Here is a 23,963-nt window from a genome sequence, read left to right as displayed (position 1 = left end):
GGAACGGCGGCATGATCACCCGCATCGAGATCGACGGCTTCAAGTCCTTCCTGGACTTCCAGCTCGACATCCCGCCGTTCCTCGCCCTCGTCGGCCCCAACTCCAGCGGCAAGTCCAACCTTCTCGACGCGCTGGGCTACGTGCGCAGTGCCGGCTGGGGTGACGAGGAGGCGTTGACGTCCCGCCGGGGCCGGCCGCACGAGCTGTTCCACCGGGTCGGCAAGGGGCCGGTCACCAACTGCTTCGAGATCACCGTTCACGCCCTTCAGCAGTTGGGAGACACCGTCCTCACGCAGGTACTCGGGAGCGGAGCCGAGCTGGGGGAAGACGGGGTGCCGCGAGAGACCAGCTTCCGCTTCAACCCCAGTGCCAGCGTCACCGGACTGCCCCATTGGGTGATCGAACAGCGGCAAAAGGGGCTGGAGGTCCTGGGGCAGGCGGTGCAAAAGCTCATGGAGGAGCAGGTCGGTAGCCCTCGCCTTCGGCGCTTGCTGTACGGGGAACTGAGCAACTGGCGCCTGCATCAGCCGGATCCGAAGAACCTGCGTTCCCGGTCTTCGGCGGTGTCTGACGGGCCACTGGAATCTGGTGGCGGGAACCTGGCCACCGTCCTCGGCAGGCTCGCGGCGCACGGTGCCATCGAGGAACTCCTGGTGGATCTCGTGGCGCTCATCCCGGACATCGCCGGGATACAGCCTCTGCTGGACGACCGTTACCAGGAGTGGACGTTCGACGTGCTCGTGGACGGCCAGGGCAGCGTGCCGAGCACGCTGCTCTCGGACGGCACGCTCCGGGTCATCGCGCTGCTGGCCGCACTGCACGACCCTGACCATGCCGGGGTGCTGCTCATCGAGGAGATCGAGAACGGCCTGCATCCCAGCCGCCTGGCGGAACTGCTCCGCAGGATCCAGGAGAGGGTCACCGACCTCGACGACCCGGAGTGCGTCAACCGGCCACTGCGGCAGGTGATCCTCACCACGCATTCACCCGTTGTCGTCTCGGAGCTGTACCGCCTCAGGCCGGACGCGCTGGTGTTCCTCGACACCGCCGTACGCGTCGATCCCGAGAACGACAGGATCTCGCGGGTCACGGTGGCCAAGCCGGTGCGGTCGGAGGGAGAGCCCGGCACGTTCGTCTCTCCCCGTCAGGTGCGCAAGTATCTGAGCGCGGTGGGCGAGGTGCCATGAGCAGGCCGCTCGTGCCCGGACTCGTCGCCGAGGGGGAGACCGACGAGGTCTTCCTCGGCGTCGTGATCTCGCGGCAGCTCCGTGAGATCACCGTCCAGTCCTCTCGCTGCGCCGTCGACGTGGAGAGCACCGAGATCGGCTCCGGCCGATCGATCTACGACCACGACCGGACGGCGGGTGCACTCCGCGAGTTGGCGGGCGACTGCCATCTGCTCTTCGTGCACAACGATCACAGAGAGCGGGACAAGGCGGAGCGGGTCGTGCGCGACTCGGGCCTGTCCACGCCGGTGATCGCGCTGGTGCCCGTCCAGGAGACGGAGGCGTGGCTCCTGGCGGACGCCGGCGTGTGGCGCCGGTTGAGCGGGAGCGACCACGGACGGCTGCCCGCCCGGCCCCGGGACGTCGAGAGGATCGCCGATCCCAAGAAGGTGCTCGCCGAGGTGGCTCCCCGTCGTGGGAAGCCGGTACGCGACTACTTCGAATACATCGCCAGAAACATCGACCTCGCAACCCTCGCGAAGGTGCCCGCGTACGCGGAGTGGGTCGTCGACGCGAGAAACGCATTGAAGGGACTTGGTTACCTGTGAGCAGCACTGAGACGCTCATGCCGTACGACGAGGCGCTGGAGCGCTTCGAGCCGGTGCTGGGGCTGGAGACGCACGTCGAACTGGGCACCGCGTCGAAGATGTTCTGCGGCTGTCCGACGGCCTTCGGAGCACCGCCGAACACGCAGGTCTGCCCGGTGTGCCTGGCGCTGCCCGGCTCGCTGCCGACGGCCAACGAGCAGGCGATCGAGTCGACGATCAGGATCGGCCTCGCGCTGAACTGCACCATCGCGACGTGGTGCAGGTTCGCCCGGAAGAACTACTTCTATCCGGACATGCCGAAGAACTACCAGATCAGCCAGTACGACGAGCCGCTGTGCGTCGACGGCTACCTCGACGTCGAGGTGGACGGCAGGACCGTCCGCGTGGAGATCGAGCGGGTGCACCTGGAGGAGGACACCGGCAAGTCCACCCATGTAGGCGGTGCGACCGGGCGCATCCACGGCGCCGACTACTCGATCGTCGACTACAACCGCGCCGGCATCCCGCTCGTCGAGATCGTGACCAAGCCCATCGCGGGCACCGACCGGCTCGCCCCCGAGGTCGCCCGTGCGTACGTGACCGAACTGCGCGAGCTGATGCGCTCGCTCGGCGTGTCGGACGTGCGGATGGAGCAGGGCTCGCTGCGCTGCGACGTGAACGTCTCGCTGATGCCGCGCGGCGCGTCCGAGTGGGGCACCCGTACGGAGACCAAGAACGTCAACTCGCTGCGCAGCGTCGAGCGCGCGGTGCGCGGCGAGATCGAGCGCCAGGCGGGCGTCCTCGCCGCGGGCGGCCGGATCGTGCAGGAGACCCGCCACTTCCACGAGGACACCGGGCAGACGACCTCCGGGCGGTCGAAGGAGGAGGCGCAGGACTACCGCTACTTCCCCGAGCCCGACCTGCTGCCGATGGCGCCCGACCCGGCCTGGGTCGAGTCGCTCAAGGCCGCGCTGCCCGAGCTTCCGTCGGCCCGGCGCAGGAGGCTGCAGGACGAGTGGGGCGTGTCCGACCTGGACATGGCCGCCATGCACAACGCCGACGCGATCGACCTGGTCGAGGCGACCGTGGCCGCCGGAGCCCCGGCCGCCGACGCCCGCAAGTGGTGGATGGGCGAGCTGGCCCGGCGGGCCAACGAGTCGGCGACGACCCTCGCCGACCTGCCGATCACCCCGGCGCAGGTCGCCCGGGTGACGGAACTGGTCGCCTCCGGCGCGCTGAACGACAAGCTGGCCCGTCAGGTGCTGGAGGGCGTGCTGGCCGGTGAGGGCGGCCCGGACGAGGTCGTGGACAAGCGCGGGCTCCAGGTCGTCAGCGACGAGGGCGAGCTCATGTCGATCATCGATCAGGTGCTCGCGGGCAACGCCGACGCGGCGGAGAAGGTGCGCGGCGGGAAGATCGCGGCGGTGGGCGCGCTGGTCGGCGGCGTGATGAAGGCCAGCCGGGGCAAGGCGGACGCGGGCCGTGCCCGTGAGCTGATCCTGGAGCGGCTCGGCGTCCAGGGGTAGTGAGCGTCCCGCGCCGTCCGCCGCGTAAGCGGTCGTCCGGCGCGGCGTTCGCTGTCCGGGTGACGCGCGCGTCGCGGCCCGGCGTTCTCGCCCATGCGCGCGCCGCCCGGGCCGGCTCCGCCGTGCGCGGGGCTGTGGTCGGTCGGGCGGCGAAGGCGTGCGCGCTCCACGGAAAGAGCAGCAGAGCTGTTGCTTCCGGAGATATCCAGCGGAGGGTGTTTTAGGGTTAACTGATCGGAGTTGACCTTGAGCCTGAGGAGAGCGAGGCGTGCGTAACGCCGGAGCGTCCGTCGACCCGCCAACGGATCCCCCGGATCCGTCCGGGACCGCGCCCGCCCCGCCGCGTGTCCACCCGGTGCGCCGGGCCACGTCCCTGCCTCGGGGGGTGTCGGCGTTGCCCAAGGGGGTGTCGGCCGACATCTTCGCCGAACCGCCCGCCCCCGCGCCGCCCGCGTCCCGGCCGTCCGGCGCGGGCGCCGCTCCGCCGTCGGCGCCGCCGATCGAGCCGTGGCCGGTGCCGGACCGCACCGTCCGGGAGGAACCGGTCGTCGTCGGGACACCGGACCTCGACCTGCTCGACCCGCCGAAGAAGGGCGGCGTTCTCCGCCGCACGCTGATCGGCCTGGTGGCGCTGCTCGTCGTGCTCTATGTCGTGCCCGCCCTCACCATGGCCGGGAAGGTCCTGCCCGGCACCAGCGTGCTCGGCGTGGACATCGGCGGTCAGAGCCGGGCCGAGGCCGCCGCCACCCTCAACGAACGGTTGTACGCCCAGACCAGGACACCGGTGATCGTACGGCAGGGAACGCGGCGGCTGACGGTGAGCCCGCGGGACGCCGGTCTCTCGCTCGACGTCGACGAGACGATTGGCCGGGCGGTGACCGGTTTCCCGAGCCCGTGGGCGGTGTGGGCCGCGCTCACCGGCAGCCGTGAGGTGGAGCCCGCGGTGTCGGTCGACCGGCGTCGCCTCGACGACCTGGTGGCGGACATCGCCGAGCGGCTGGAGAACCCGGCGCGGGAGGGCGGCGTCTCGTTCGACGGGGTCACGCCGGTCCCGGTCTATCCCCGGGTGGGCCGCTTGGTCGACCGGAAGCTCACGGCCGAGCAGATCGTCAAGGGGTACCTCGATCCCGAGATCGTCGTCGTGGCCCCCACCCTGCGGGACCTCCCGCACATCACCCGCGCCGAGGTGCACCGCGCCCTGCGCTGGGCGGGCCGGGCGGTGTCCGCGCCGCTCACGCTGACCAGCGGGACCGGCTCCGTCTCGCTGCCGCCGGCCGTGCTGGCGCGGCACCTGACGTTCACGCCGGACGGCGCGGTCCTGCGTCCCCGTTTCGACGCCGTCGCGGCGGTCGCCCCCGTCACGCCGAGACTGCTCGACCCCGGGCGGGCGTCCCGCGACGCCTCCTTCACGATCAGGGGCGGACGGCCGGCACTGGTCGGCGGGAGGCCGGGGGAACGGGTCGACACCGACCGCCTCGCGGCCGACGTGGTGACCGCCCTCGGCGCCGGCGACCGTACGGTGGCCGTGCGTGTCGTGGACGGGCCGCCTCGGAGCGGTGACGACGACGTGCGCCGCATGGGGATCAAGGAGGAGGTCGGCCGTTTCACGACCTCCTACGCCTGCTGCCCCCAGCGCGCCGGCAACATCCGGGCCGCGGCCGCGCTCCTGGACGGCCGCCTGGTCCGTCCGGGGGAGACCTTCTCCTTCAACGAGGCGCTCGGGCGGCGCGACGTGGACGCGGGGTTCGACGGCATCGTCCCCACGATGATCGACGGACGGGCCGGCATCGACGCGCCGGGCATGTCCCAGGTCGCGACCACCCTGATGAACGCCGTGATCCGGGCCGGGTTCCAGGTCACCGAGCACACTCCGCCCGAGGTCCACGCCCCGCAGCTGCCGGTCGGCACCGAGGCCGCGGTGTCCTTTCCCGATCCGGACCTGCGGTGGAAGAATGACTCGCCGTACGGGGTGTTCGTCCAGGCGTCGGCCACCGGCAGGTCGCTGGCCATCGCGTTGTGGAGCACCCGCCGGTACGCGGTGGACCTGCAGGGACCGGTCTCCGGCACCCGGGTCAAGCTGCCGACGATGACCGGGCACGGGCCCGGCTGCGTCGAGGCGCCGGGGCAGCCCGGGTTCACCGCCACCGTGACCCGTGTGCTGAGGCAGGGCGGCGAGGTCGTCTCCCGGCAGACCTTCCGGACCTCCTACCAGGCCCAGGCCAAGGTCGTCTGCCGTGCTGCCAAGGCACGCGGCGGCGGCAGCGGATCAGGACAAGGTCGGGGACAAGGTCAGGGTCAGGGGCAAGGCAAGGGTCAAGGCCAGGGCCAAGGTCAGGGACAAGGACAAGGACAAGTCCAGGGACAGGGACAGGGCCAGGGCCAAGGTCAGAGGCAGGGCCAAGGTCAGGGCCAGGGCCAAGGTCAGGGCCAGGGGCAGAGCCACGGATCAGGACGAGGAAGCGGTGGGGGCAACCACCAGAATGCGGTCGTCGCCGTCCCTGGGAGAGCCCCGTCCGTCGCGGTTGCTGGTGCTCACCCACAGGGCGCCGCCGGGCGCGGCGGCCACCGCGCGCAGCCTGCCGTACTCGCCTTCGTATAGCGCGGCGGGCCGCCCGGCGCGCCCTGACCCGTCCACCGGGACCCGCCAGAGTCGCTCGCCGCGCAGGGCGGCGGCCCACAGCGCGCCCCCCGCGTACGCGAGACCGGACGGCGACGCCTGGTCGGTCGACCAGGTCAGCAGGGGATCGGCGTATCCGGGACGGCCGCCCACTCCCTCGACCTCCGGCCAGCCGTAGTTCCGGCCCTTCTCGATGAGGTTGATCTCGTCGTAGGTGTTCTGGCCGAACTCGGTGGCGTACATGTGGCCGCGTTCGTCCCAGGTGAGTCCCTGCACGTTGCGGTGGCCGTACGACCAGACCAGCGTCCCGAAGGGGTTGCCCGGGGCGGGCCGGCCGTCTGCGGTCATGCGCAGGATCTTGCCGCCCAGCGCGTTCCGGTCCTGGGCCATGCCGCGCTCGCCGGTCTCCCCGGTCGAGGCGTAGAGGTAGCCGTCGGGCCCGAAGGCGAGGCGGCCCCCGTTGTGGATGGCCCCCTTCGGGATGCCGCTGACGATCACGCGGCGCTCGGAGAGCCGTCCGTCGTAGCGGTAGCGGACGATCCTGTTGTCGCCGCCGGAGGTCAGGTAGACGAAGACGTGGTGGTCGCTCGCGTAGCGGGGCGACACGGCCACGCCCAGCAGGCCGCCCTCGCCGGCCGCCGACACCCCCTCGATCACTCCTGCCTCCCCGACCCCGCCTTCCGGCGTGATCCGCAGGAGCCGCGCCGACTCGCGTTCGGTCACCAGCGCGTCGCCGCCGGGCAGGAACGCGATCGCCCAGGGAACCGAGAGGCCGCGGACCAGCGTGCGCGGCCTGGCCGGGGCGACGGCGGTCGCGGCGCCGTCCGGGCCGGTCCCCGTGTCCGCGCCGGGGCTGCCCGAGCCGCCGGAGCCGCCGGAGCCGCCGGAGCCGCCGGAGCCGCCGGGGCTGCCCGAGCCGCCGGGGCTGCCCGAGCCGCCGGTGGCGCTCGCGGCGGGTAGCGGCGGGGGAGTCCTGCCCGCCTCTCCGGCCTGCCCGCACCCCGCGACCACCGGCAGAGCGACCGCCAGCAGCGCCGCCGCCGACAGGGCCGTGCCCGCGCCGTGCCTGTCCGTCATCACCGCGACCTCCTCGTCCATCCCTACTCGCGGGCCGTCGCGATGGTTCCCTAGGTTGTTACGTGTGAACATCTGGGTCGCCTCACAGGACATCGCCGACGATCTGTCCAGCCTGCCGGACGGGCTGCCCGTCCTCGACCGGAAGGTCTACGACGGGACGGGCCCGCTGCCGGGGCCGCCCGAGGAGGTGGAGATCTGGGTGCCGCCGCTGGTCCCGGTGCCGGGCATCCCCGGCCTGCTGAACCGCATGGGCAACCTCCGCCTGCTGCAGACCGTCACCGCGGGAGTCGAGCCGTACCTGCCGCACCTCCCGCCGAAGGCGGTGCTGTGCAACGCGCGCGGGGTCCACGACGCGGGTACGGCGGAGTGGGCCGTGGGCGCGATGATCGCGATGCGGCGGGACTTCCCCGGCTTCGTGGCCGCGCAGGCGCGCGGGGAGTGGAGCTACCACCACACCGGGGTCCTCGCCGACTCCACCGTGCTGATCGTCGGGTACGGCTCGATCGGCGAGGCGCTGGAACGGCGCCTGGCCGGGTTCGAGGTGGAGATCGTCCGGGTGGCCCGGACGGCCCGGGAGAACGTCCACGGCCAGGACGAGCTTCCCGCGCTGCTCCCGCACGCCGACGTGGTCGTGCTGCTCGTCCCCGCCACCGCGGGCACGTCCGGTCTGGTGGACGCGGAGTTCCTCGCCCGGATGAAGGACGGCGCGCTGCTGGTGAACGCGGCGCGCGGATCGGTGGTGGACGGCGACGCGCTGCTGGCGGAACTGCGGGCGGGCAGGTTGCTGGCGGCCCTCGACGTGACGCCGGTCGAGCCGCTGCCCTCCGATCACCCGCTGTGGACCGCGCCGGGAGTCTTCATCACGCCGCACGTGGCGGGAAGCACCCCCGCCTCCGTCCGGCGTATCCGCGTACTGGTACGCGAGCAGATCATCCGTCATCTGGCGGGCCGGCCTCTCGCTAACATGATCACCGGGCATTACTGACCGCTCCGTTAAGGATTCCGGAACGTGGCTGCGCCGTGACCTGCGGTGCGTAGGGTGAGGCTCATCGTGCACGGCTTGGTTATCAGATCGGTGACGACTCGTCGGTTGTCCTCCTCTCGATCAGCGGCTGTGCGCACACTGGCCATGTGACAGGGAGAGTAAAGCCGAGTCGGGGACGGGAGGGGCAGTGACGGCACACCCCACCGGAACCGGCGACGCTGACGCGACTCCGGACCCCGCCGAAACCCCGGCAGGCGCCTCCGCCACGGGTGAGGCGGCGACAGGTGCAGAGGCGACGCACGTGAACGTCAGGAGAGACCCCAGGGTCCCCCTCACCACCGCCGCCGGGCTCGGCGCGGTGGCGATCGTCGTGGCCCTGGTCACCGGGGGCTCCGCCCCGGTGGTGACCGCGGTCGCGGGAGTCGTCACCGGTCTTCTCTCGGCGGTGTCACTGATCATGGCCGCCTCCCGCGTGACTCCCGGTCACCGGCGCCAGCCCGCCGCCTGGCGGTGGATGGCCGCCGGGTCGCTCACCTGGCTCCTCGGCGTGGGCGTCCGCCCGGTGGCCGACGGCACGCCCTTCGTGCTCACCTTCGCCGACCTGCTCATACTCGCCGGATCCGTGCTGCTCGCGATCGGCTGCGGCCTCTCGGTGAAACCCCCGGCGTACACGCGGGGGGTGATCCGCCAGGCCGCCGACGCCTATCTCGGCGCGGCGTCGGTGTTCGCCGTGGCCTGGGTCGCCGTCCTCGGCCCGGCGTTCCGCCGGGCCGAGGACACCGGCGCGTTCTTCATCGCGCTCGCGCTCCCCGTGATCTGCCTGCTCGCGACCTGCGCGGTGACGCCCGCGGTGGCCGCGTCCCGGTCGGGCAACCGGGTGGTCGGGCTCACCGGCGTCGGAGTGCTCGCCGCGATAACCGTCGCGGAACTCGCGACCGCGCTCGCCCGGCTCGGCGGCGACCATCCGCCCCTCGTCGCCGGACTCCTCGTGCCCGCCCTGCTGCTCGTCCTCGCCGTCACGCCGTGGGTGGAGCAGGACCGGCCGGCGAGGCCGCTGACGGCGGCGCTGACCGCCGCCGCCCCGCTGGTGCTGGTCGCCGTCGCGACGCTGGTCGCCACCCTGCACGCGATCGGGGGCAGCCGCGACGCCGCCCTGGCGGTCGTCGCCGCCTCGGTCGTGCTCGTCCTCCTTGGCCGCCTGTTCGTGCTGCTGGTCGAGACCGCCGGAATGCGCCGTCTCGTCGACGTGGGGGAGCAGCAACTGCGGCGGCTCGCCGAGAACACCGGCGACGTGGTGCTCGTCTGCGACCCCGAGGGGGTCGTCCAGGAGGCCGGTCCCGGCCTGGAGGCGACGTACGGCTACCGCCCGGAGGACCTCGCCTGCCGGCCGATCTTCGACTACGTCCACCCCGAGGACCTCCCGGCCGTGCAGGCGCTGCTCAGTCGCATGACGGACGAGGACGACGGGCCGGAGCAGGAGGGCGGCACCCGCGTCTCCTGCCGCTTCCGGGCCTCCGACGGCACCTGGCGGCCGACCGAGACGGTCGCCGCCCGCCACGTGCGCGACGACGACCTCGTCCTGGTCACGATCCGAGACCTCAGCGACCAGGTCGCCCTGCGCAACCAGGTCACCCATCTGACCTTCCACGATGGGGTCACCGGACTGCCCAACCGGGCCTACTTCGAGGAGCGGGCCCGCGAAGTGCTCACGCGCCGCGGCGCGGTCGGCACCGCGGTGATCTTCCTGGACCTCGACGGCTTCACCGCCGTCAACGACTCCGTCGGGCACGCCAGCGGCGACCACCTGCTCGGCCAGGCCGCCCGCCGCCTGCGGTCGGCCGTACGGGCCGACGACACGCTGGCCCGGTGGGGCGGGGACGAGTTCGCGGTGCTCCTGGAGGGCGGCGCGTCAGGCGGCGTGTCCGGGGGCGGTTCCGGCGGCGGCGACGCGCAGACCGCCATCGACCTGGCCGAGCGGCTCGTCCGCGCGGTCTCCAACGAGCCCTTCCGGGTGGCCGACCGGGACATCGCGCTGACGGCCAGCGTCGGCGTCGCCTTCGCCGAGGAGGACCTGTCCTCCGGGGACCTGCTGCGCAACGCCGACGTGGCGATGTCGCGGGCCAAGGAGCTCGGCGGACGCCGGGTGGAGGTCTTCGCCACCCACATGCACGCCGACGTCGTACGCCGCCTGGAGATCGCCTCGGACCTGCAGCGGGCGCTGCTGGAGAACCAGTTCGCGATCGAGTACCAGCCGGTCGTCGACCTCGCCACCTCGCGGGTGACCGCCGTGGAGGCGCTGATCCGCTGGTGGCGGGGGGGCACGTTCGTGCCGCCGGAGCAGTTCCTCGGGCCGGCCGAGGACACCGGGATCATCGTGCCGCTGAGCGAGTGGATCCTGCGCGAGGCGTGCCAGGAGGTGGCGGCCTGGCGCGCGTCCTCCTGGGACATCGGGCTCGCGCTGAACCTGTCCGCACGGCAGATCATGGCCCCGCGTTTCGTGGAGACCGTGTCGGAGGCCCTGAGCGACAGCGGGCTGCCGGCCAGCGCGCTCACCCTCGAAGTCATCGAGGAGATGCTGGTCGAGGACGCCGGCGAGATGATCGGCAGGCTGTCGGAGCTGAGAGCTCTCGGCGTACGGCTGGCCATCGACGACTTCGGCACCGGCTACGCGTCGCTCGCGTTCCTGCGCCAGCTTCCGGTCGACATGATCAAGATAGACCCCTCGTTCGTCTCCGGGCTTGGGCGCGACGACACGCTGACCCTGCTGACGAGGACGATCGTGCAGCTTGGCAACGACCTCGGCCTGATCGTCGTCGCCGAGGGCATCGAACGTCCCGAGCAGCTCGACCTGCTCCGTAAGATGGGCTGCACGCGTGGGCAGGGCTACCTGGTCGCCCGCCCGATGACCGCCCGCGGAGTCGACGACCTCATGCCGGGCACCCCCCTCCAGAACACCGCCTGACGCACGCGAAGCGTGCAATCCGAGCGAGCCGGAGGGGCGCGCCGGCGGTCTGGACTGAGGAGCGAGGGACGAGCGACGAGGGAAGCGCTCATTGCGCGCCTTCGGCACGACCAGCCGGGTGTGAGCGCGCCGAGGGTGAAGCGGGAAACACAGTCTCGATTGATGAGATGGGCGTCCCAGATGATTTGACGTGAGGGCGGTCCATCGGACATCGTGTAGCCATGCATCGCGGTGGGATCCTCGTAGTACTTCGCAGGCGCGCAGCCTGACGAAGTCCTCAGTCCTGCGCGCGCCCCAGCTCCGCTCAGCGGAACGGGGCATTTTTTATGCCGGTACAAGACCAGCCACCAGCACAGCCACCACAAGCTCAGCCACAAGGAACGAGCCGATGACCGAAAAGATGACAGGTGCACAGGCCCTGGTGCGGGCGCTGGAGCACGTCGGGGTCGAGACGGTGTTCGGGATCCCGGGCGGCGCCATTCTCCCCGCCTACGATCCCCTCTATGACTCGACCAAGGTCAGGCACGTGCTCGTACGGCACGAGCAGGGCGCCGGCCACGCGGCCGAGGGCTACGCGCAGGCTACCGGCAGGGTCGGGGTGTGCATGGCCACCAGCGGGCCGGGGGCGACCAACCTCGTCACCGCCATCGCGGACGCCTACATGGACTCGGTGCCGATCGTGGCGATCACGGGGCAGGTCGCGACCCCGCTCATCGGGACCGACGCCTTCCAGGAGGCGGACATCTCCGGCATCACCATGCCGATCACCAAGCACAACTTCCTGGTGACCGACGCCGACGACATCCCGCGGACGATCGCCGAGGCGTTCCACATCGCCGCGACCGGCCGCCCCGGGCCGGTCCTGGTGGACATCGCCAAGGACGCCCTGACGGCGACGACCACGTTCTCCTGGCCCCCGGTCATGCAGCTGCCCGGCTACCGCCCGGTGACCCGGCCTCACTCCAAGCAGATCCGCGAGGCCGCCCGGCTGATGACCGAGGCGCAGCGGCCGGTGCTCTACGTCGGCGGCGGCGTGCACAAGGCGCGGGCCTCGGCCGAACTGCTGGAGCTGGCCGAGCTGACCGGCATCCCGGTGGTCACCACCCTCATGGCGCGCGGCACCTTCCCCGACAGCCACCCCCAGCACATGGGCATGCCCGGCATGCACGGCAGCGTCTCGGCGGTCGGCGCCCTCCAGCGCTCGGATCTGCTGATCGCGCTCGGCACGCGGTTCGACGACCGCGTGACCGGCCAGCTGGCCAGCTTCGCCCCGCACGCCAAGGTCATCCACGCCGACATCGACCCGGCGGAGATCTCCAAGAACCGCCACGCCGACGTGCCGATCGTGGGCGACTGCCGTGAGGTGATCGGCGACCTGATCACCGCGGTCCGGGCCGAGCAGGCCGACGGGCGCAAGGGCGACTACACCGACTGGTGGCGGGTCCTCAACGGCTACAAGGAGACCTACCCGCTGGGGTACGAGGAGTTCGCCGACGGGTCGCTGGCTCCGCAGTACGTGATCGAGCGGCTGAGCGCGCTGGTGGGCCCGGAGGCGATCTACACGGCGGGCGTCGGCCAGCACCAGATGTGGACCGCGCAGTTCATCAAGTACGAGCACCCGGGGACGTTCATCAACTCCGGCGGCGCCGGCACGATGGGCTTCTCGGTCCCGGCCGCGATGGGCGCGAAGATGGGCTGCCCGGACAAGGTCGTGTGGGCGATCGACGGCGACGGTTGTTTCCAGATGACCAACCAGGAGCTGGCGACCTGCGCCATCGAAGGTGTGCCGATCAAGGTCGCCGTGATCAACAACGGCAACCTCGGCATGGTCCGCCAGTGGCAGACGCTGTTCTACGACGAGCGGTACTCCAACACCGACCTGCAGCAGGTCAAGCGGATTCCGGACTTCGTGAAGCTCGCCGAGGCGTACGGTTGTGTCGGCCTGCGGTGCGAGCGTCCCGAGGACGTGGACGCGACGATCGCGAAGGCGATGGAGATCAACGACGTGCCGGTCGTGATCGACTTCGTCGTCCACAAGGACGCCATGGTCTGGCCGATGGTCGCGGCCGGCACCAGCAACGACGACATCAAGTACGCCCGCGACATGGCGCCGAACTGGGAGGGCGGAGAATGAGCGCGATCCCGTCCCGAGTCCGGCCCGCAGCACGAGGAGTTGGCATGAGCGAGCGCAGCGAGCGAATCAGTGAACGCGGCTCCTGGCGCATGCCGCTCCGAGCCGAAGGCGAGGAGATGGCATGAGCCGCCACACGCTGTCCGTCCTGACGGAGAACAAGCCGGGCGTGCTGGCCCGGGTCGCCGCGCTGTTCAGCCGCCGCGGCTTCAACATCGACTCCCTGGCGGTCGGGCCGACCGAGCACGACGACATCTCGCGGATGACCATCGTCGTGAACGTCGAGGAACTCCCGCTGGAGCAGGTCACCAAACAGCTCAACAAGCTGGTCAACGTCATCAAGATCGTCGAGCTCGACAACAGCCAGTCGGTGCAGCGCGAGCTGATGTTGATCAAGGTGAGGACCGACTCCGAGAGCCGGTCCCACGTCCTCGAACTCGTGAACCTCTTCCGGGCGCGCTGCGTGGACGTGGCCCCGGACGCGGTCACGATCGAGGTCACCGGGACGACCGACAAGCTGGACGCGTTCGTCCGGGTCCTTGAGCCGTACGGCATCAAGGAGCTCGTGCAGTCGGGCATGGTGGCCATCGGCCGCGGCGCCCGTTCCATCACCGACCGCTCGCTCCGCGCGATCGACCGCAGCGCATAGCGCCGCGGTGGGACCGTACGGCGCGAGGGGAACTGTTCGAAAGGCAAGCATGTGACTGAGATCTTCTACGACGACGACGCCGATCTGTCGATCATCCAGGGCCGCCACGTCGCGGTGCTGGGCTACGGCAGCCAGGGCCACGCGCACGCGCTGAGCCTGCGTGACTCGGGCGTCGACGTCCGGGTCGGTCTGCCCGAGGGCTCCAAGAGCCGGGAGAAGGCCGAGGCCGACGGGCTGCGCGTGCTGTCGCCGGGCGAGGCCGTCGAAGAGGCCGACCTCACGATGATCCTCGCGCCGGACCACATCCAGCGGCACCTGTACGCCGAGCACGTCGCGCCGAACCTCGTCGAGGGCGACGCGCTGTTCTTCGGCCACGGCCTCAACATCCGCTACGGCCTCATCGAGGCCCCGTCGGGCGTCGACGTCGCCATGGTGGCGCCGAAGGGCCCCGGCCACCTCGTCCGCCGTCAGTACGCCGCCGGCCGCGGGGTGCCCTGCCTGGTCGCCGTCGAGCGCGACGCCACCGGCAGCGCCTGGCCGCTCGTGCTGTCGTACGCCAAGGGCATCGGCGGCACCCGGGCCGGCGCGCTCAAGACGACCTTCACCGAGGAGACCGAGACCGACCTGTTCGGCGAGCAGGCCGTGCTGTGCGGCGGTGTCTCCGAGCTGATCAAGGCCGGGTTCGAGACGCTGATCGAGGCCGGCTACCAGCCGGAGGTCGCCTACTTCGAGTGCCTCCACGAAATGAAGCTGATCGTCGACCTTATGTACGAGGGCGGCGTCTCCAAGATGTACTGGTCGGTGTCCGACACCGCGGAGTACGGCGGCTACACCCGTGGCCCGCGCGTCGTGAACGAGGAGACCAAGAAGGAGATGCGCCGCATCCTGGACGAGGTCCAGGACGGCCGCTTCGCCCGCGAGCTGGTCGAGGAGTTCGACGGCGGTCAGACCAACTTCAAGCGCTACCGCGAGGAGCTGGCCGCCCACCCCATCGAGGAGACCGGCGCCAAGCTCCGCCCGATGATGAGCTGGCTCAAGGGCGAGCAGGCCTGATCCTCCGAGCCGGGAAGCGTCTCACGCGACCCGAGGCCCGTCTGACCGCGGCGCCGTTCCCTGCCTGTGCGGCGGGGAGCGGCGCCGCGTCGCGTTTCCGGCCCCGCGTTCGTCACCCCAGCGTCCGCCGGCCCCGACACCGGCCCCGTGTCCGCCGGCTCCGCGTTCACCGGCCCCTTGGGCGCGGCGCCGCGCCCTGATCAGATCCGCCCTCGCGGCTGGTCAGGCCGGCATGGTGACCAGGAACTCGCAGTCGCCGAAGGCCACCTCGTCGCCGGCCCTGACGGCGGCGGGGCCGACCAGCCGCCAGCCGTTCAGCCGGGTGCCGTTCATCGAGCCGAGGTCGACGAGCAGCCAGGAGTCGTCCTGCCGCCGCAGTTCGGCGTGCATCCGGGAGACGGTCAGGTCCGCGAGGACCAGGTCGCAGGCGGATCCACGGCCGACCAGATAGCGGGCCCGTCCGTCCGCGGGCAGGGCGAGGCGGGGGAGCCGCGGGCGCCGCCAGGCGGTCTCGATGCGGTTGCTCAGCTCCGACACCGAGGCGACCGCCTCGGTGATCCTTCTGCGCCAGCGCCCGCGCTGCGGGAGATCGGCGACCAGTTCGTCCAACTCGCCGCGGCTGCGCGCCCGAAGCGCCAGGTCGACCCGGCCGACGAAGGTCTCCATGGACAGGCGTCCTTCGGCGGCCCGGTCGCGGAGTTCGCTCAGCGCACGCTCGCGGTCCCCGTCGGAGGCGCGCACCGGGGGAGAGCTCATGACTGGAGTATCCGCCGCAGTGGTCCGAGGTGTCCAGAAGACGCCGTATTCCGCCACCCCCGGCGTCGTCGCGCACCCGTTCCCTCGCTGTGCGTGATCACATCTGAGCCTCCTCTCCGGGTCCGACAAGATCGGTCATCTTCAACATCATTTCGTGTACCGAACGTGTACCCCGACAACTGGATCGTCTTTGACACTGACCTTTCGGTATTCCCTACTTAAGGAGAGACCGTTGGTCCGCTCCCTCCTCCGTGTCCGGTGGTTGGCCGCCGCTCTCATCGTGGCCTGCGTCGCGGTGTTCGGCACGACCCCGGCGAACGCCGTTCCGCACCCCCCGCCGACGGGAGTGACGACGGCAGGCGTGTACGCGCTCACCACGGGGTACAACGGCACGGTCGGCAACACCCGTGGCTGGACGGTCACCTGGAAGATCCCCACCCTCAGCAACGGCAGCACCGCCTGGGGTGCCGTCGGGCAGTGGTACTACAACCTCGAGTCCGGCATCTATCACACACCCGGCGCCTGGTCGGTCTACTACTTCGGAGACGACAACGGCGCGACCGGGAACAACTCGCTCTGCAACGCGAGCCTCTGGGGGACCGGGGGCACCTGCACCGGCGCCCTGACGGGCCTCAGCGCCGGGCAGGAGCTCGTCTTCATCTACGAGTGGTGTGACTCCAACCACTCGGCCAACGTGAACGGTGCCCTGATCTGCCTGTACGTCGACCTGAAGGACGGCAACGGCAGGCGCTTCCTGGCGGATGACAGCCGTTCGACCGTGGAGATGTACGCCCACGACATCGAGGACTTCTCCGACTCCGGTCCGTCGTACCCGATCCCGCAGATCAGCTGCACCCAGCCGACCGTCATGGTCGCGCAGACGGTGAAGTCCACCTCCGGCACCTGGAGCAACATGACCGGCAGCCAGTGGAACTTCAACGACAGCACGCCGAACTACAAGTTCCAGAACACCAACACGGCGGCCAACCCGGCCACCTGGCAGTCGTGCACCGGCTGACCTGATCCCCACTGATCGGCTCGCGCCGATCGACTCGCACCGATCCCGGCCTGCGGCACCGCCGCGGGCCGGGACCCCTGCACCACCGCCTGGGCCGAGGGGTAGCCCATGGCGATGTTCTCGGTGGCGGCGCGGAAGGAGTGGCCCGCGGCCTTGATGCGGTCCGCGAAGGGCCGGCCGTCCTTGGCGGGGGAGCCGCAGGCGCAGCCAGGCCGCCGTACTTTGCCGCTCCCGGCCCCGTCGCGCACCCGTTCCCTCGCTGTGCGTGATCACATTTAAGCCTCCCTCGGGGAATCTGACAAGATCGGTTACCTCCAACATCAAGATCTTTGTCATGTGCCGAATGTGCATTCCGATCGAATAGATCGTCTTTGACACTTAATTTGTCGGCATTCCCTACTTAAGGAGAGACCGTTGGTCCGCTCCCTCCTCCGTGTCCGGTGGTTGGCCGCCGCTCTCATCGTGGCTTGCGTCGCGGTGTTCGGCACGACCCCGGCGAACGCCGTCCCGCACCCCCCGAAGTCGGGCGTGACGACGGCAGGCGTGTACGCGCTCACCACGGGGTACAACGGCACCATCGGCAACACCCGTGGCTGGACGGTCACCTGGAAGGTCCCCGCCCTCAACAACGGCGGCACCGCCTGGGGTGCCATCGGGCAGTGGTACTACAACCTGGAGTCCGGCATCTACCGCGGGCCCAGCTCCTGGTCGGTCTACTACTACGGAGACGACAACGGCACGACCGGGAACAACTCGCTCTGCAACGCGAGCCTCTGGGGAAGCGGGGGCACCTGCACCGGCGTCATGACGAACCTCAACGTCGGACAGGAGCTCACCTTCATCTACGAGTGGTGTGACTCCAACCACTCGGCCAACGTGAACGGCACCCTGCTCTGCCTGTACGTCGACCTGAAGGACGGCAACGGCAGGCGCTTCCTGGCGGACGACACCCGGACGACCGTGGAGATGTACGCCCACGACATCGAGGACTTCTCTGACTCCGGTCCGTCGTACCCGATCCCGCAGATCAGCTGCACCCAGCCGACCGTCATGGTCGCGCAGACGGTGAAGTCCACGTCCGGCACCTGGAGCAACATGACCGGCAGCCAGTGGAACTTCAACGACAGCACGCCGAACTACAAGTTCCAGAACACCAACACCTCGGCCAACCCGGCCACCTGGCAGTCGTGCACCGGCTGACCTGACCCGCACTGATCGGCTCGCACCGATCGACTCGCACCGATCCCGGCCCGCGGCACCGCCGCGGGCCGGGACTTTGTGCGGGGGTTACTGCCGGCCGAAGTCCTGCGTCCAGTAGTTGCCGGAGGCGACGTATCCCACGCCGATGTCGGTGTAGGTGCAGTTGAGGATGTTCTGCCGGTGTCCGGAGCTGTTCATCCAGCCCTGCACCACCGCCTGGGCCGAGGGGTAGCCCATGGCGATGTTCTCGGCGGCGGCGCGGAAGGAGTAGCCCGCGGCCTTGATGCGGTCCGCGAAGGACCGGCCGTCCTTCGACGTGTGGTCGAAGTACTTCTGCGCGGACATGTCGGCCGAGTGGCCGTACGCGGCGGTGCGCAGCCGCGCGTCGTGCTTCAGCGGGCCGCAGCCCGCCTTGGCCCGCTCGACGTTGGTGAGGCGGACGACCTCGTTCTCGACGGCGGTGCCCACCGTCGTGCCGCTCGTCGGAGAGGCGCTGGGGGCCTGACTGACGGTGGGCTTCGCCGACGGGCTGGGGGCGGGGGTCCCAGGGGTGGGGGTCACGGGACCGGGTGTGGGGGTGGTCGCCGAAGGACTCGGCACGGGTGTGGGGGAGGAGCAGTCGAGCCGCACCGGCTTCGACCGCGACACGTGGCCGCGGTAGTCGGTGACGAAGCTGTAGTAGACGCCGTTGACGCAGGTCACGTTCACCGTGACGCGTGCGTTGCGGACCGCCTTCGAGCCGCTCTTGACCACGCGGTCGGGGCCCGGCCTGCTCTTCAGGATCCGGACCCGGAACCGGGCGCCGTTCTCGCAACCGGCCCGCGAGCCCGCCGCGCGGATCTTTCCGTCCACGGTGACGTACGGCTTCGCGGCGGCGACCCGGCAGCCCGCGTGCTGGACCTCGGCCTGAGCGGGGCCGGCGGACAAGCCGATGGCCGCGACGCTCCCGAGGCACAGGACCGCTCCGAGCGCTCTGTTCACGATCATTCCTCCAGTGGGGGTTAGACGCTGGGGAAGTCGTCATTATGGTGCGCTCCGACCTCACATGTCCGGAAAAATCCCCCCGACCTCCTAAATATCTACCTTCCCTTAAGTTTCACTTATCCCTCCCACCTCAAGCGACGGCGGACAACCCGCAGGTCACGGTCGTGTTACGAGGAGAGGGCCGCCTTAAGGCGCGGCCAACCGTCCGGGGGCGCCTCGGAGGGTCTCAGAGCGGCGTGCGGAGCGGCCGGGGAAGCGCTCCGGCTCAGCGGCGCGGCCAGAGGAGCGGCGCGGCCGGGGGAGCGGTGCGGCTCAGCGGTGCGGCCGGGAGAGCGGTGCGGCTGGGCGCTCCGGAGAGGTGTGGTCCCGCCGGGGAAGGAGGGGGCAGGCCGCTATGCGCCGGACCGCTCGGAGCCGGACCGCTCGGAGCCGGACCACTCTGAGCCGGACCGCTCCGAGCCGGACCGTTCTGGGCGCGCGTGCGCCATCGCCTCGGCCAGGCGGGCGGCGGTCAGGTCGTACCGGAACGTCATCAGCACGCCCGCGAACGTGATCAGGGCGGGCACCGCCGTCACGCCGATCATCACGGCGAGGTGGGCGCTCTCGGGCTGAGTCACCGGGTGGTCGGGATCGGACGACAGGAAGCCTCCGGCGCTCAAGACCCAGCCGTAGATGGTCGCGCCCAGCGCCGCCACCGCGTTCTCCACGGCCGTCCACAGGCCCGTGAAGACGCCGCCCCTGCGCTCGCCGCTCACCACGCCGTCATGGGCGATCACGTCGGCGAGCATGGAGTACTGCAGCAGCTGCAGCCCGGCGTAGCCGATGCCGACGACCATCACGCACAGGTGCGCGTACAGGGCGCCGAGGGCAGGCGTCGCGAGGAGCAGCAGCCCGCCGCCCGCGAACATCGTGCCGGAGAGGATCATCGCGCCGCGCTTGTCGAGTCTGCGGGCCAGCCACACCCAGAGCGGCATGGTGACCAGCATCGGGCCGACGAGCGCCGCGAAGAGCGTGGTGGTGGCGTCCGGGTCGCCGATGATGTAGGCCGCGAAGTAGGGCGAGCCGGCCAGCATCACGCCCACCCCGAGCGTCTGCGCCGAGCTCAGCCCGAGAAGCCACATGAACGGCCTGCTCGTGCGGGCCGCGGCGAGTTGCTCCCGCAGCGTCCCCTCGGACTTCTGCTGCCCGGTGAAGGGGGCGCGGGCGGTGCCGAAGAACGAGGCCAGCATCGAGGCGAGCAGGACCAGGCCGAAGACGACGCCCATGGTCCGGTATCCCCCGGCCGTCCCGCCGGCGATCGCGGGCGCGAGGATGCCGCTCATCGCGATCGAGATCGCGATGAGCACCATGCGCCACTGCAGCAGCGAGGTCCGCTCGTGGTAGTCCGTGGTCATCTCCGCCGGCATCGCCTTGTACGGCACCTCGTACAGGGCGTATCCGGTCGCGGCGGCCAGGAACGTGAGGCCCACGTAGACGGCGGCGGGCGCCCCGGTCAGCGGCGGCCCGGCGAACATCAGGGCGAACGACACCGGCAGCACGACCGCCCCGGCGAGCAGCCAGGGACGGCGGGGACCCCAGCGCGAGACCGTGCGGTCCGACCAGCGGCCGACCAGCGTGTTGGCGATCAGGTCCCACGCCTTGGGGAGGAAGAGCACGACGCCCGCGAGCGCGGCCGGCACCGCCAGCACGTTCGTCATGTAGAAGAGCAGCAGCAGCCCGGGGATCGTGGAGAAGTTGGCCGTGCAGAACGAGCCGACGGCGTACCCGAGGCGCACACCGAGGGACACTGCGGAGGGGGAGGGCGTCGCCGCGGTGGGAGCCATGGCGTCATTCAAGCCGAGCGCGGGCTCCGCCGGAAGATCCCCCCGGCAACGGTTCGGCGGCTACCGGCTCCGGGCTCGCTCAGTCGCGTACGTCGGGGCAGACGACGTGCGCGCCGATCTCGATCAGGCGGCGCTCGGTGTGCGCGTCGGCGACGCGGGCCATGAGCACCGGGGCCTCGCTCGCGGCGAGCTGCGGCAGCCGGGCCCGCACGCGGCGGTGCAGTTCCTTCACGATGTCGTCGGCGACGGGGGTGCGCACCTTGACGTGCAGCATGATCCCCCACAGGCCCGCGGCGGTCCGCGCCTCGCAGATCCACACGTGGTGGACGAGGGGATACTCCCGCAGCAACTCGGCGATCGCCACCCGCAGCGCGGGCAGGATCGGGTGGCTCGTCCTGCGGTAGCCGGGATCGACGACCTGCATCGCCCCCGACAGGTGCTGGCGGGGCGCCGGGATCCACTGCGACGGCAGCCCGGCGGGCGCGGCCGGTGCCGGGGCGGGCGGCGGAGCGGCCGGCCGCGCGGCCTGCGCGCGGCTCACGGTCGCCATCGCCCCCGTGGCGTACGCCGTGGGGACGGGCGAGCCCAGGGCCGACAGGGCCGGCGTGGGCCCGGTGCGGGTCGCCTCCAGGTAACGCCGCAGGTCGTCGATCGGCACCGCGGCGGCGGCCGGACCGGCCGCGTCGATCACGATCTCCCGCACGCCGGTGACGCGCTGGATGTCGAGGACGGTGTCGGCGTCGCAGGCCGACAGGGAGTGGCTGCCACGGTGCCGGGCGTACGTCGCCTCGGACGTGTAGCCGAGCAGAACGCGTTCGCCGTTCTGCGTCGTGCCGAGCACCACGGAGCGGTCGGGACGGACCGCCACCAGGATGCCCCACTCCGCGAGGGCCGCCAGGAGCTGCCGGGGGCTGCCATGCCGCGCGAGAACGTCGCCCAGGGAGGGGTTCCCGATGCTCATAGCCAGCACGATAGGGACTGGACCATGGCGAAACAGGCTAATCCCCAAGATTAGGTGCGATCAATACCAAGATGGCGACAGTCCGGATGGGATCTCGCGAGGCGGGGTACACCGACCGATCGGGCCTTTACATGAGGGAGTCTCATGACTCCCCTCCGTCACAGAGGCACCTCCGCCGCGGCCCTCGGCCGCGGCGCGGGCCCGGCGGACCCGGCCGCGCCGGGGGCGCCGATCTGAGACCTGGTCGTCGTGCCGCCGCGACGCCTATGTGACCTTGGCCGCCGTCTCGTATGCCGGGCTCTCGTGAGGACTTTCACAAGCCCCGGATAGACTCGCGTCGTCCAGGCAGTCGCACCTCACGAAGGACTCATCCAGTGACCAAGCCCGTCGTACTCGTCGCAGAAGAGCTCTCCGAAGCGGGCCTCGCCGTGCTCGGCGCGGATTTCGAGGTCCGGCAGACCGACGGCGCCGACCGGTCGCAGCTGCTGCCCGCCCTCGCCGACGTGGACGCCCTGATCGTCCGCAGCGCCACCCAGGTGGACGCGGAGGCCATCGCCGCCGCGCCCAAGCTGCGCGTCGTCGCCCGCGCGGGCGTGGGCCTGGACAACGTCGACGTCGAGGCCGCGACCAAGGCCGGCGTGATGGTCGTCAACGCGCCCACCTCCAACATCACCAGCGCCGCCGAGCACACGGTCGCCCTGATCCTCGCCAGCGCCCGCAACGTCGCCCAGGCGCACACCGCGCTCAAGGGCGGCGAGTGGAAGCGCTCGAAGTACACCGGTGTCGAGCTGGACGAGAAGGTCGTCGGCATCCTCGGCCTCGGCAAGATCGGTCAGCTCGTGGCGCAGCGGCTCCAGCCGTTCGGCGTGGAGCTGATCGCCTACGACCCCTACCTCCAGCCGGCCCGCGCCGCCCAGATGGGCGTGCGGCTGGTGTCGCTGGACGAGCTCCTCCAGCAGGCCGACTTCATCACGGTCCACCTGCCCAAGTCGAAGGAGACCGTCGGTCTCATCGGCGACCGCGAGCTGCACATCGTCAAGCCGACCGTCCGGCTGGTCAACGTCGCCCGCGGCGGGATCATCGACGAGAACGCCCTCTACTCCGCGCTGAAGGAGGGCCGCGTCGCGGGCGCCGGCATCGACGTCTTCGCCAAGGAGCCCTGCACCGACAGCCCGCTGTTCGAGTTCGACCAGGTCGTGGCCACGCCGCACCTCGGCGCCTCCACCCACGAGGCCCAGGAGAAGGCCGGCACGCAGGTCGCCCGCAGCGTCAAGCTCGCGCTCGCCGGGGAGTTCGTGCCCGACGCGGTGAACGTCCAGGGCGGCGCGGTGGCCGAGGACGTCAAGCCGGGCCTGCCGCTCACCGAGAAGCTCGGGCGCATCTTCACCGGGCTCGCCGGGGAGGTCGCGACCAGCCTGGACATCGAGGTGCGCGGCGAGATCTCCGCGCAGGACGTGCGGGTGCTGGAGCTGGCCGCGCTCAAGGGCGTCTTCTCCGGAGTGGTGGAGGACGCGGTGACCTACGTCAACGCGCCGCTGCTGGCCAAGGACCGCGGGGTGGTCGTCGAGCTGGTCACCAGCGCGGAGAGCCCCGACTGGCGCAACGTCATCACGGTCCGCGGCGTGCTCGCCGACGGCCGTACGGTCTCGGTCTCCGGCACGCTGTCCGGCCCGCGGCAGATCACCAAGATCGTCGAGGTCAACGGCTACGCGATGGAGATCGAGCCCACCGAGCACCTGGCGTTCTTCACCTACGCCGACCGTCCCGGCATCGTGGGCACCGTCGGCCGCCTGCTCGGCGAGCACGGCGTGAACATCGCCTCGATGCAGGTCTCCCGTGACGTGAAGGGCGGCAAGGCGCTGATCGCGCTGACCGTCGACACCGCGATCCCGTCCGAGGTCGTCGAGCAGATCGCCGGGGAGATCGGGGCCGACAGCGGCCGCTCGGTCGACCTGGAGGACTGATCCCCCGGAGGTCCGGTCATTCGGAACCGTCGAGAACGGCCCGGCGCGCACGCGCCGGGCCGTTCTGTTCTCCTCCCGTTCGCGGACCGGTGTCTCACGATGCGAGATACTAGGTCGTCCTAGGAGATTCTGGGGTACTGTTTCAGATGACGCCCCGCACTTCGCACCTGCCGCGACGGAGCCTGATCAGGGCAGGCCGGTCCGCCGTGGAGCGTGACGTCATCGGCCTTCGGCCCACCTGTGGCGCGTGACCCGCGGTCCACCGGTGGCCCGGGTACCAGGATCCGCGACGCGCGGAGACGCACCGCAGACGTACGGACATTCACTCCTCGGTCGAATGTGGGATTTCGCCATGTACGAGATGTATCCCTGGAACCGCGCCCCCTCGAACCGCGCCGACGAGGCGGAGGACGAGGCGGCCGCCGCCCTGCAGATCGCGCTGGACCGCCGCGACAACGGGGGCGCGCCCCAGCGCTGACCCCAGCGCTGACCCCGGCGCCGACC

At 70.9% G+C, this 23,963-nt stretch carries 17 protein-coding genes and 1 pseudogene; 13 read left to right on the top strand and 5 right to left on the bottom strand.

What is annotated here, in order from left to right; genetic code table 11:
* Positions 1-11 precede the first annotated feature (11 nt).
* The 4 genes and pseudogenes from HHX37_RS16510 to HHX37_RS36750 all read left to right on the top strand — a co-directional run.
* A complete protein-coding gene (locus HHX37_RS16510) occupies positions 12-1,187 on the top strand; it encodes an AAA family ATPase (protein WP_182885937.1) in 1,176 nt (391 codons plus the stop codon).
* Positions 1,184-1,774 carry a DUF4276 family protein gene (locus tag HHX37_RS16505; RefSeq protein ID WP_182885936.1) on the top strand — a complete coding sequence of 197 codons (591 nt, stop codon included), beginning with the start codon at positions 1,184-1,186 and terminating at the stop codon, positions 1,772-1,774. The genes HHX37_RS16510 and HHX37_RS16505 overlap by 4 nt, the downstream gene beginning before the upstream one ends.
* Complete coding sequence (gene gatB, locus HHX37_RS16500; protein WP_310740401.1) at positions 1,771-3,279, top strand: Asp-tRNA(Asn)/Glu-tRNA(Gln) amidotransferase subunit GatB; 1,509 nt, start codon at positions 1,771-1,773, stop codon at positions 3,277-3,279. The genes HHX37_RS16505 and gatB overlap by 4 nt, the downstream gene beginning before the upstream one ends.
* 667 nt (positions 3,280-3,946) lie before the next feature.
* Positions 3,947-5,287: pseudogene (locus tag HHX37_RS36750) on the top strand (VanW family protein); the annotation flags it as partial.
* 438 nt (positions 5,288-5,725) lie between these two features.
* Here the strand turns inward: HHX37_RS36750 and HHX37_RS36745 are convergent.
* Positions 5,726-6,973, bottom strand: coding sequence for a PQQ-dependent sugar dehydrogenase (locus HHX37_RS36745; protein WP_259406476.1), 1,248 nt, complete (start codon positions 6,971-6,973; stop codon positions 5,726-5,728).
* Between the two features lie 64 nt (positions 6,974-7,037).
* Here HHX37_RS36745 and HHX37_RS16490 point away from each other — a divergent pair, with 64 nt between their 5' ends.
* From HHX37_RS16490 to ilvC, 5 genes are all read left to right on the top strand, one after another.
* Positions 7,038-7,958 (top strand): 2-hydroxyacid dehydrogenase, encoded by a 921-nt coding sequence (locus tag HHX37_RS16490; RefSeq protein ID WP_111698796.1) that lies wholly within the window; start codon positions 7,038-7,040, stop codon positions 7,956-7,958.
* 301 nt (positions 7,959-8,259) lie between these two features.
* Positions 8,260-10,920, top strand: coding sequence for a bifunctional diguanylate cyclase/phosphodiesterase (locus tag HHX37_RS16485; protein ID WP_310740400.1), 2,661 nt, complete (start codon positions 8,260-8,262; stop codon positions 10,918-10,920).
* A gap of 190 nt (positions 10,921-11,110) precedes the next feature.
* Positions 11,111-13,054 (top strand): acetolactate synthase large subunit, encoded by a 1,944-nt coding sequence (locus tag HHX37_RS16480; RefSeq protein WP_310738144.1) that lies wholly within the window; start codon positions 11,111-11,113, stop codon positions 13,052-13,054.
* Positions 13,055-13,175: 121 nt separating this feature from the next.
* Complete coding sequence (gene ilvN, locus HHX37_RS16475; RefSeq protein ID WP_111698790.1) at positions 13,176-13,700, top strand: acetolactate synthase small subunit; 525 nt, start codon at positions 13,176-13,178, stop codon at positions 13,698-13,700.
* 60 nt (positions 13,701-13,760) lie between these two features.
* Positions 13,761-14,753, top strand: coding sequence for a ketol-acid reductoisomerase (ilvC, locus tag HHX37_RS16470; protein WP_111698911.1), 993 nt, complete (start codon positions 13,761-13,763; stop codon positions 14,751-14,753).
* A gap of 222 nt (positions 14,754-14,975) precedes the next feature.
* Here ilvC and HHX37_RS16465 read toward each other — a convergent pair whose 3' ends face one another.
* Positions 14,976-15,509: a DUF1707 and FHA domain-containing protein gene (locus tag HHX37_RS16465; RefSeq protein ID WP_182885933.1), complete on the bottom strand. Its 534-nt coding sequence runs from the start codon at positions 15,507-15,509 to the stop codon at positions 14,976-14,978.
* Between the two features lie 232 nt (positions 15,510-15,741).
* Between HHX37_RS16465 and HHX37_RS16460 the strand changes: the two genes are divergently transcribed.
* Positions 15,742-16,527 carry a hypothetical protein gene (locus HHX37_RS16460; RefSeq protein ID WP_182885932.1) on the top strand — a complete coding sequence of 262 codons (786 nt, stop codon included), beginning with the start codon at positions 15,742-15,744 and terminating at the stop codon, positions 16,525-16,527.
* 414 nt (positions 16,528-16,941) lie between these two features.
* On the top strand, positions 16,942-17,727 hold the full coding sequence (locus HHX37_RS16455; RefSeq protein WP_111698784.1) for a hypothetical protein: 786 nt from the start codon (positions 16,942-16,944) through the stop codon (positions 17,725-17,727).
* Positions 17,728-17,814: 87 nt separating this feature from the next.
* Here the strand turns inward: HHX37_RS16455 and HHX37_RS16450 are convergent, their stop codons facing one another.
* The 3 genes from HHX37_RS16450 to HHX37_RS16440 form a co-directional block, all read right to left on the bottom strand.
* Positions 17,815-18,708 carry a CAP domain-containing protein gene (locus tag HHX37_RS16450; protein ID WP_208868241.1) on the bottom strand — a complete coding sequence of 298 codons (894 nt, stop codon included), beginning with the start codon at positions 18,706-18,708 and terminating at the stop codon, positions 17,815-17,817.
* Positions 18,709-19,103: 395 nt separating this feature from the next.
* Positions 19,104-20,534, bottom strand: a complete 1,431-nt coding sequence (locus tag HHX37_RS16445) for an MFS transporter (protein ID WP_182885931.1) — start codon at positions 20,532-20,534, stop codon at positions 19,104-19,106.
* Positions 20,535-20,613: 79 nt separating this feature from the next.
* Complete coding sequence (locus tag HHX37_RS16440) at positions 20,614-21,495, bottom strand: hypothetical protein (protein ID WP_182885930.1); 882 nt, start codon at positions 21,493-21,495, stop codon at positions 20,614-20,616.
* 374 nt (positions 21,496-21,869) lie between these two features.
* On the opposite strand from HHX37_RS16440, the gene serA reads away from it, so the two are divergent.
* Together serA and HHX37_RS36740 are read left to right on the top strand one after the other, a co-directional pair.
* Positions 21,870-23,459, top strand: coding sequence for a phosphoglycerate dehydrogenase (gene serA / locus HHX37_RS16435; RefSeq protein ID WP_182881364.1), 1,590 nt, complete (start codon positions 21,870-21,872; stop codon positions 23,457-23,459).
* A gap of 352 nt (positions 23,460-23,811) precedes the next feature.
* Positions 23,812-23,937, top strand: a complete 126-nt coding sequence (locus HHX37_RS36740) for a hypothetical protein (RefSeq protein ID WP_259402543.1) — start codon at positions 23,812-23,814, stop codon at positions 23,935-23,937.
* Positions 23,938-23,963: the final 26 nt, after the last annotated feature.

Source organism: Microbispora sp. H10885 (assembly GCF_014161415.1).
Lineage (GTDB): Bacteria > Actinomycetota > Actinomycetes > Streptosporangiales > Streptosporangiaceae > Microbispora > Microbispora triticiradicis.
This window is presented reverse-complemented; position numbering and strand designations above follow the sequence as displayed.

Coding starts and splice junctions, on each gene's coding strand:
- HHX37_RS16510 (WP_182885937.1), top strand. CDS start 12: ATGATCACCCGCATCGAGATCGACGGCTTCAAGTCCTTCCTGGACTTC.
- HHX37_RS16505 (WP_182885936.1), top strand. CDS start 1,184: ATGAGCAGGCCGCTCGTGCCCGGACTCGTCGCCGAGGGGGAGACCGAC.
- HHX37_RS36745 (WP_259406476.1), bottom strand. CDS start 6,973: ATGACGGACAGGCACGGCGCGGGCACGGCCCTGTCGGCGGCGGCGCTG.
- ilvN (WP_111698790.1), top strand. CDS start 13,176: ATGAGCCGCCACACGCTGTCCGTCCTGACGGAGAACAAGCCGGGCGTG.
- HHX37_RS16465 (WP_182885933.1), bottom strand. CDS start 15,509: ATGAGCTCTCCCCCGGTGCGCGCCTCCGACGGGGACCGCGAGCGTGCG.
- HHX37_RS16445 (WP_182885931.1), bottom strand. CDS start 20,534: ATGGCTCCCACCGCGGCGACGCCCTCCCCCTCCGCAGTGTCCCTCGGT.
- HHX37_RS16440 (WP_182885930.1), bottom strand. CDS start 21,495: ATGAGCATCGGGAACCCCTCCCTGGGCGACGTTCTCGCGCGGCATGGC.
- HHX37_RS36740 (WP_259402543.1), top strand. CDS start 23,812: ATGTACGAGATGTATCCCTGGAACCGCGCCCCCTCGAACCGCGCCGAC.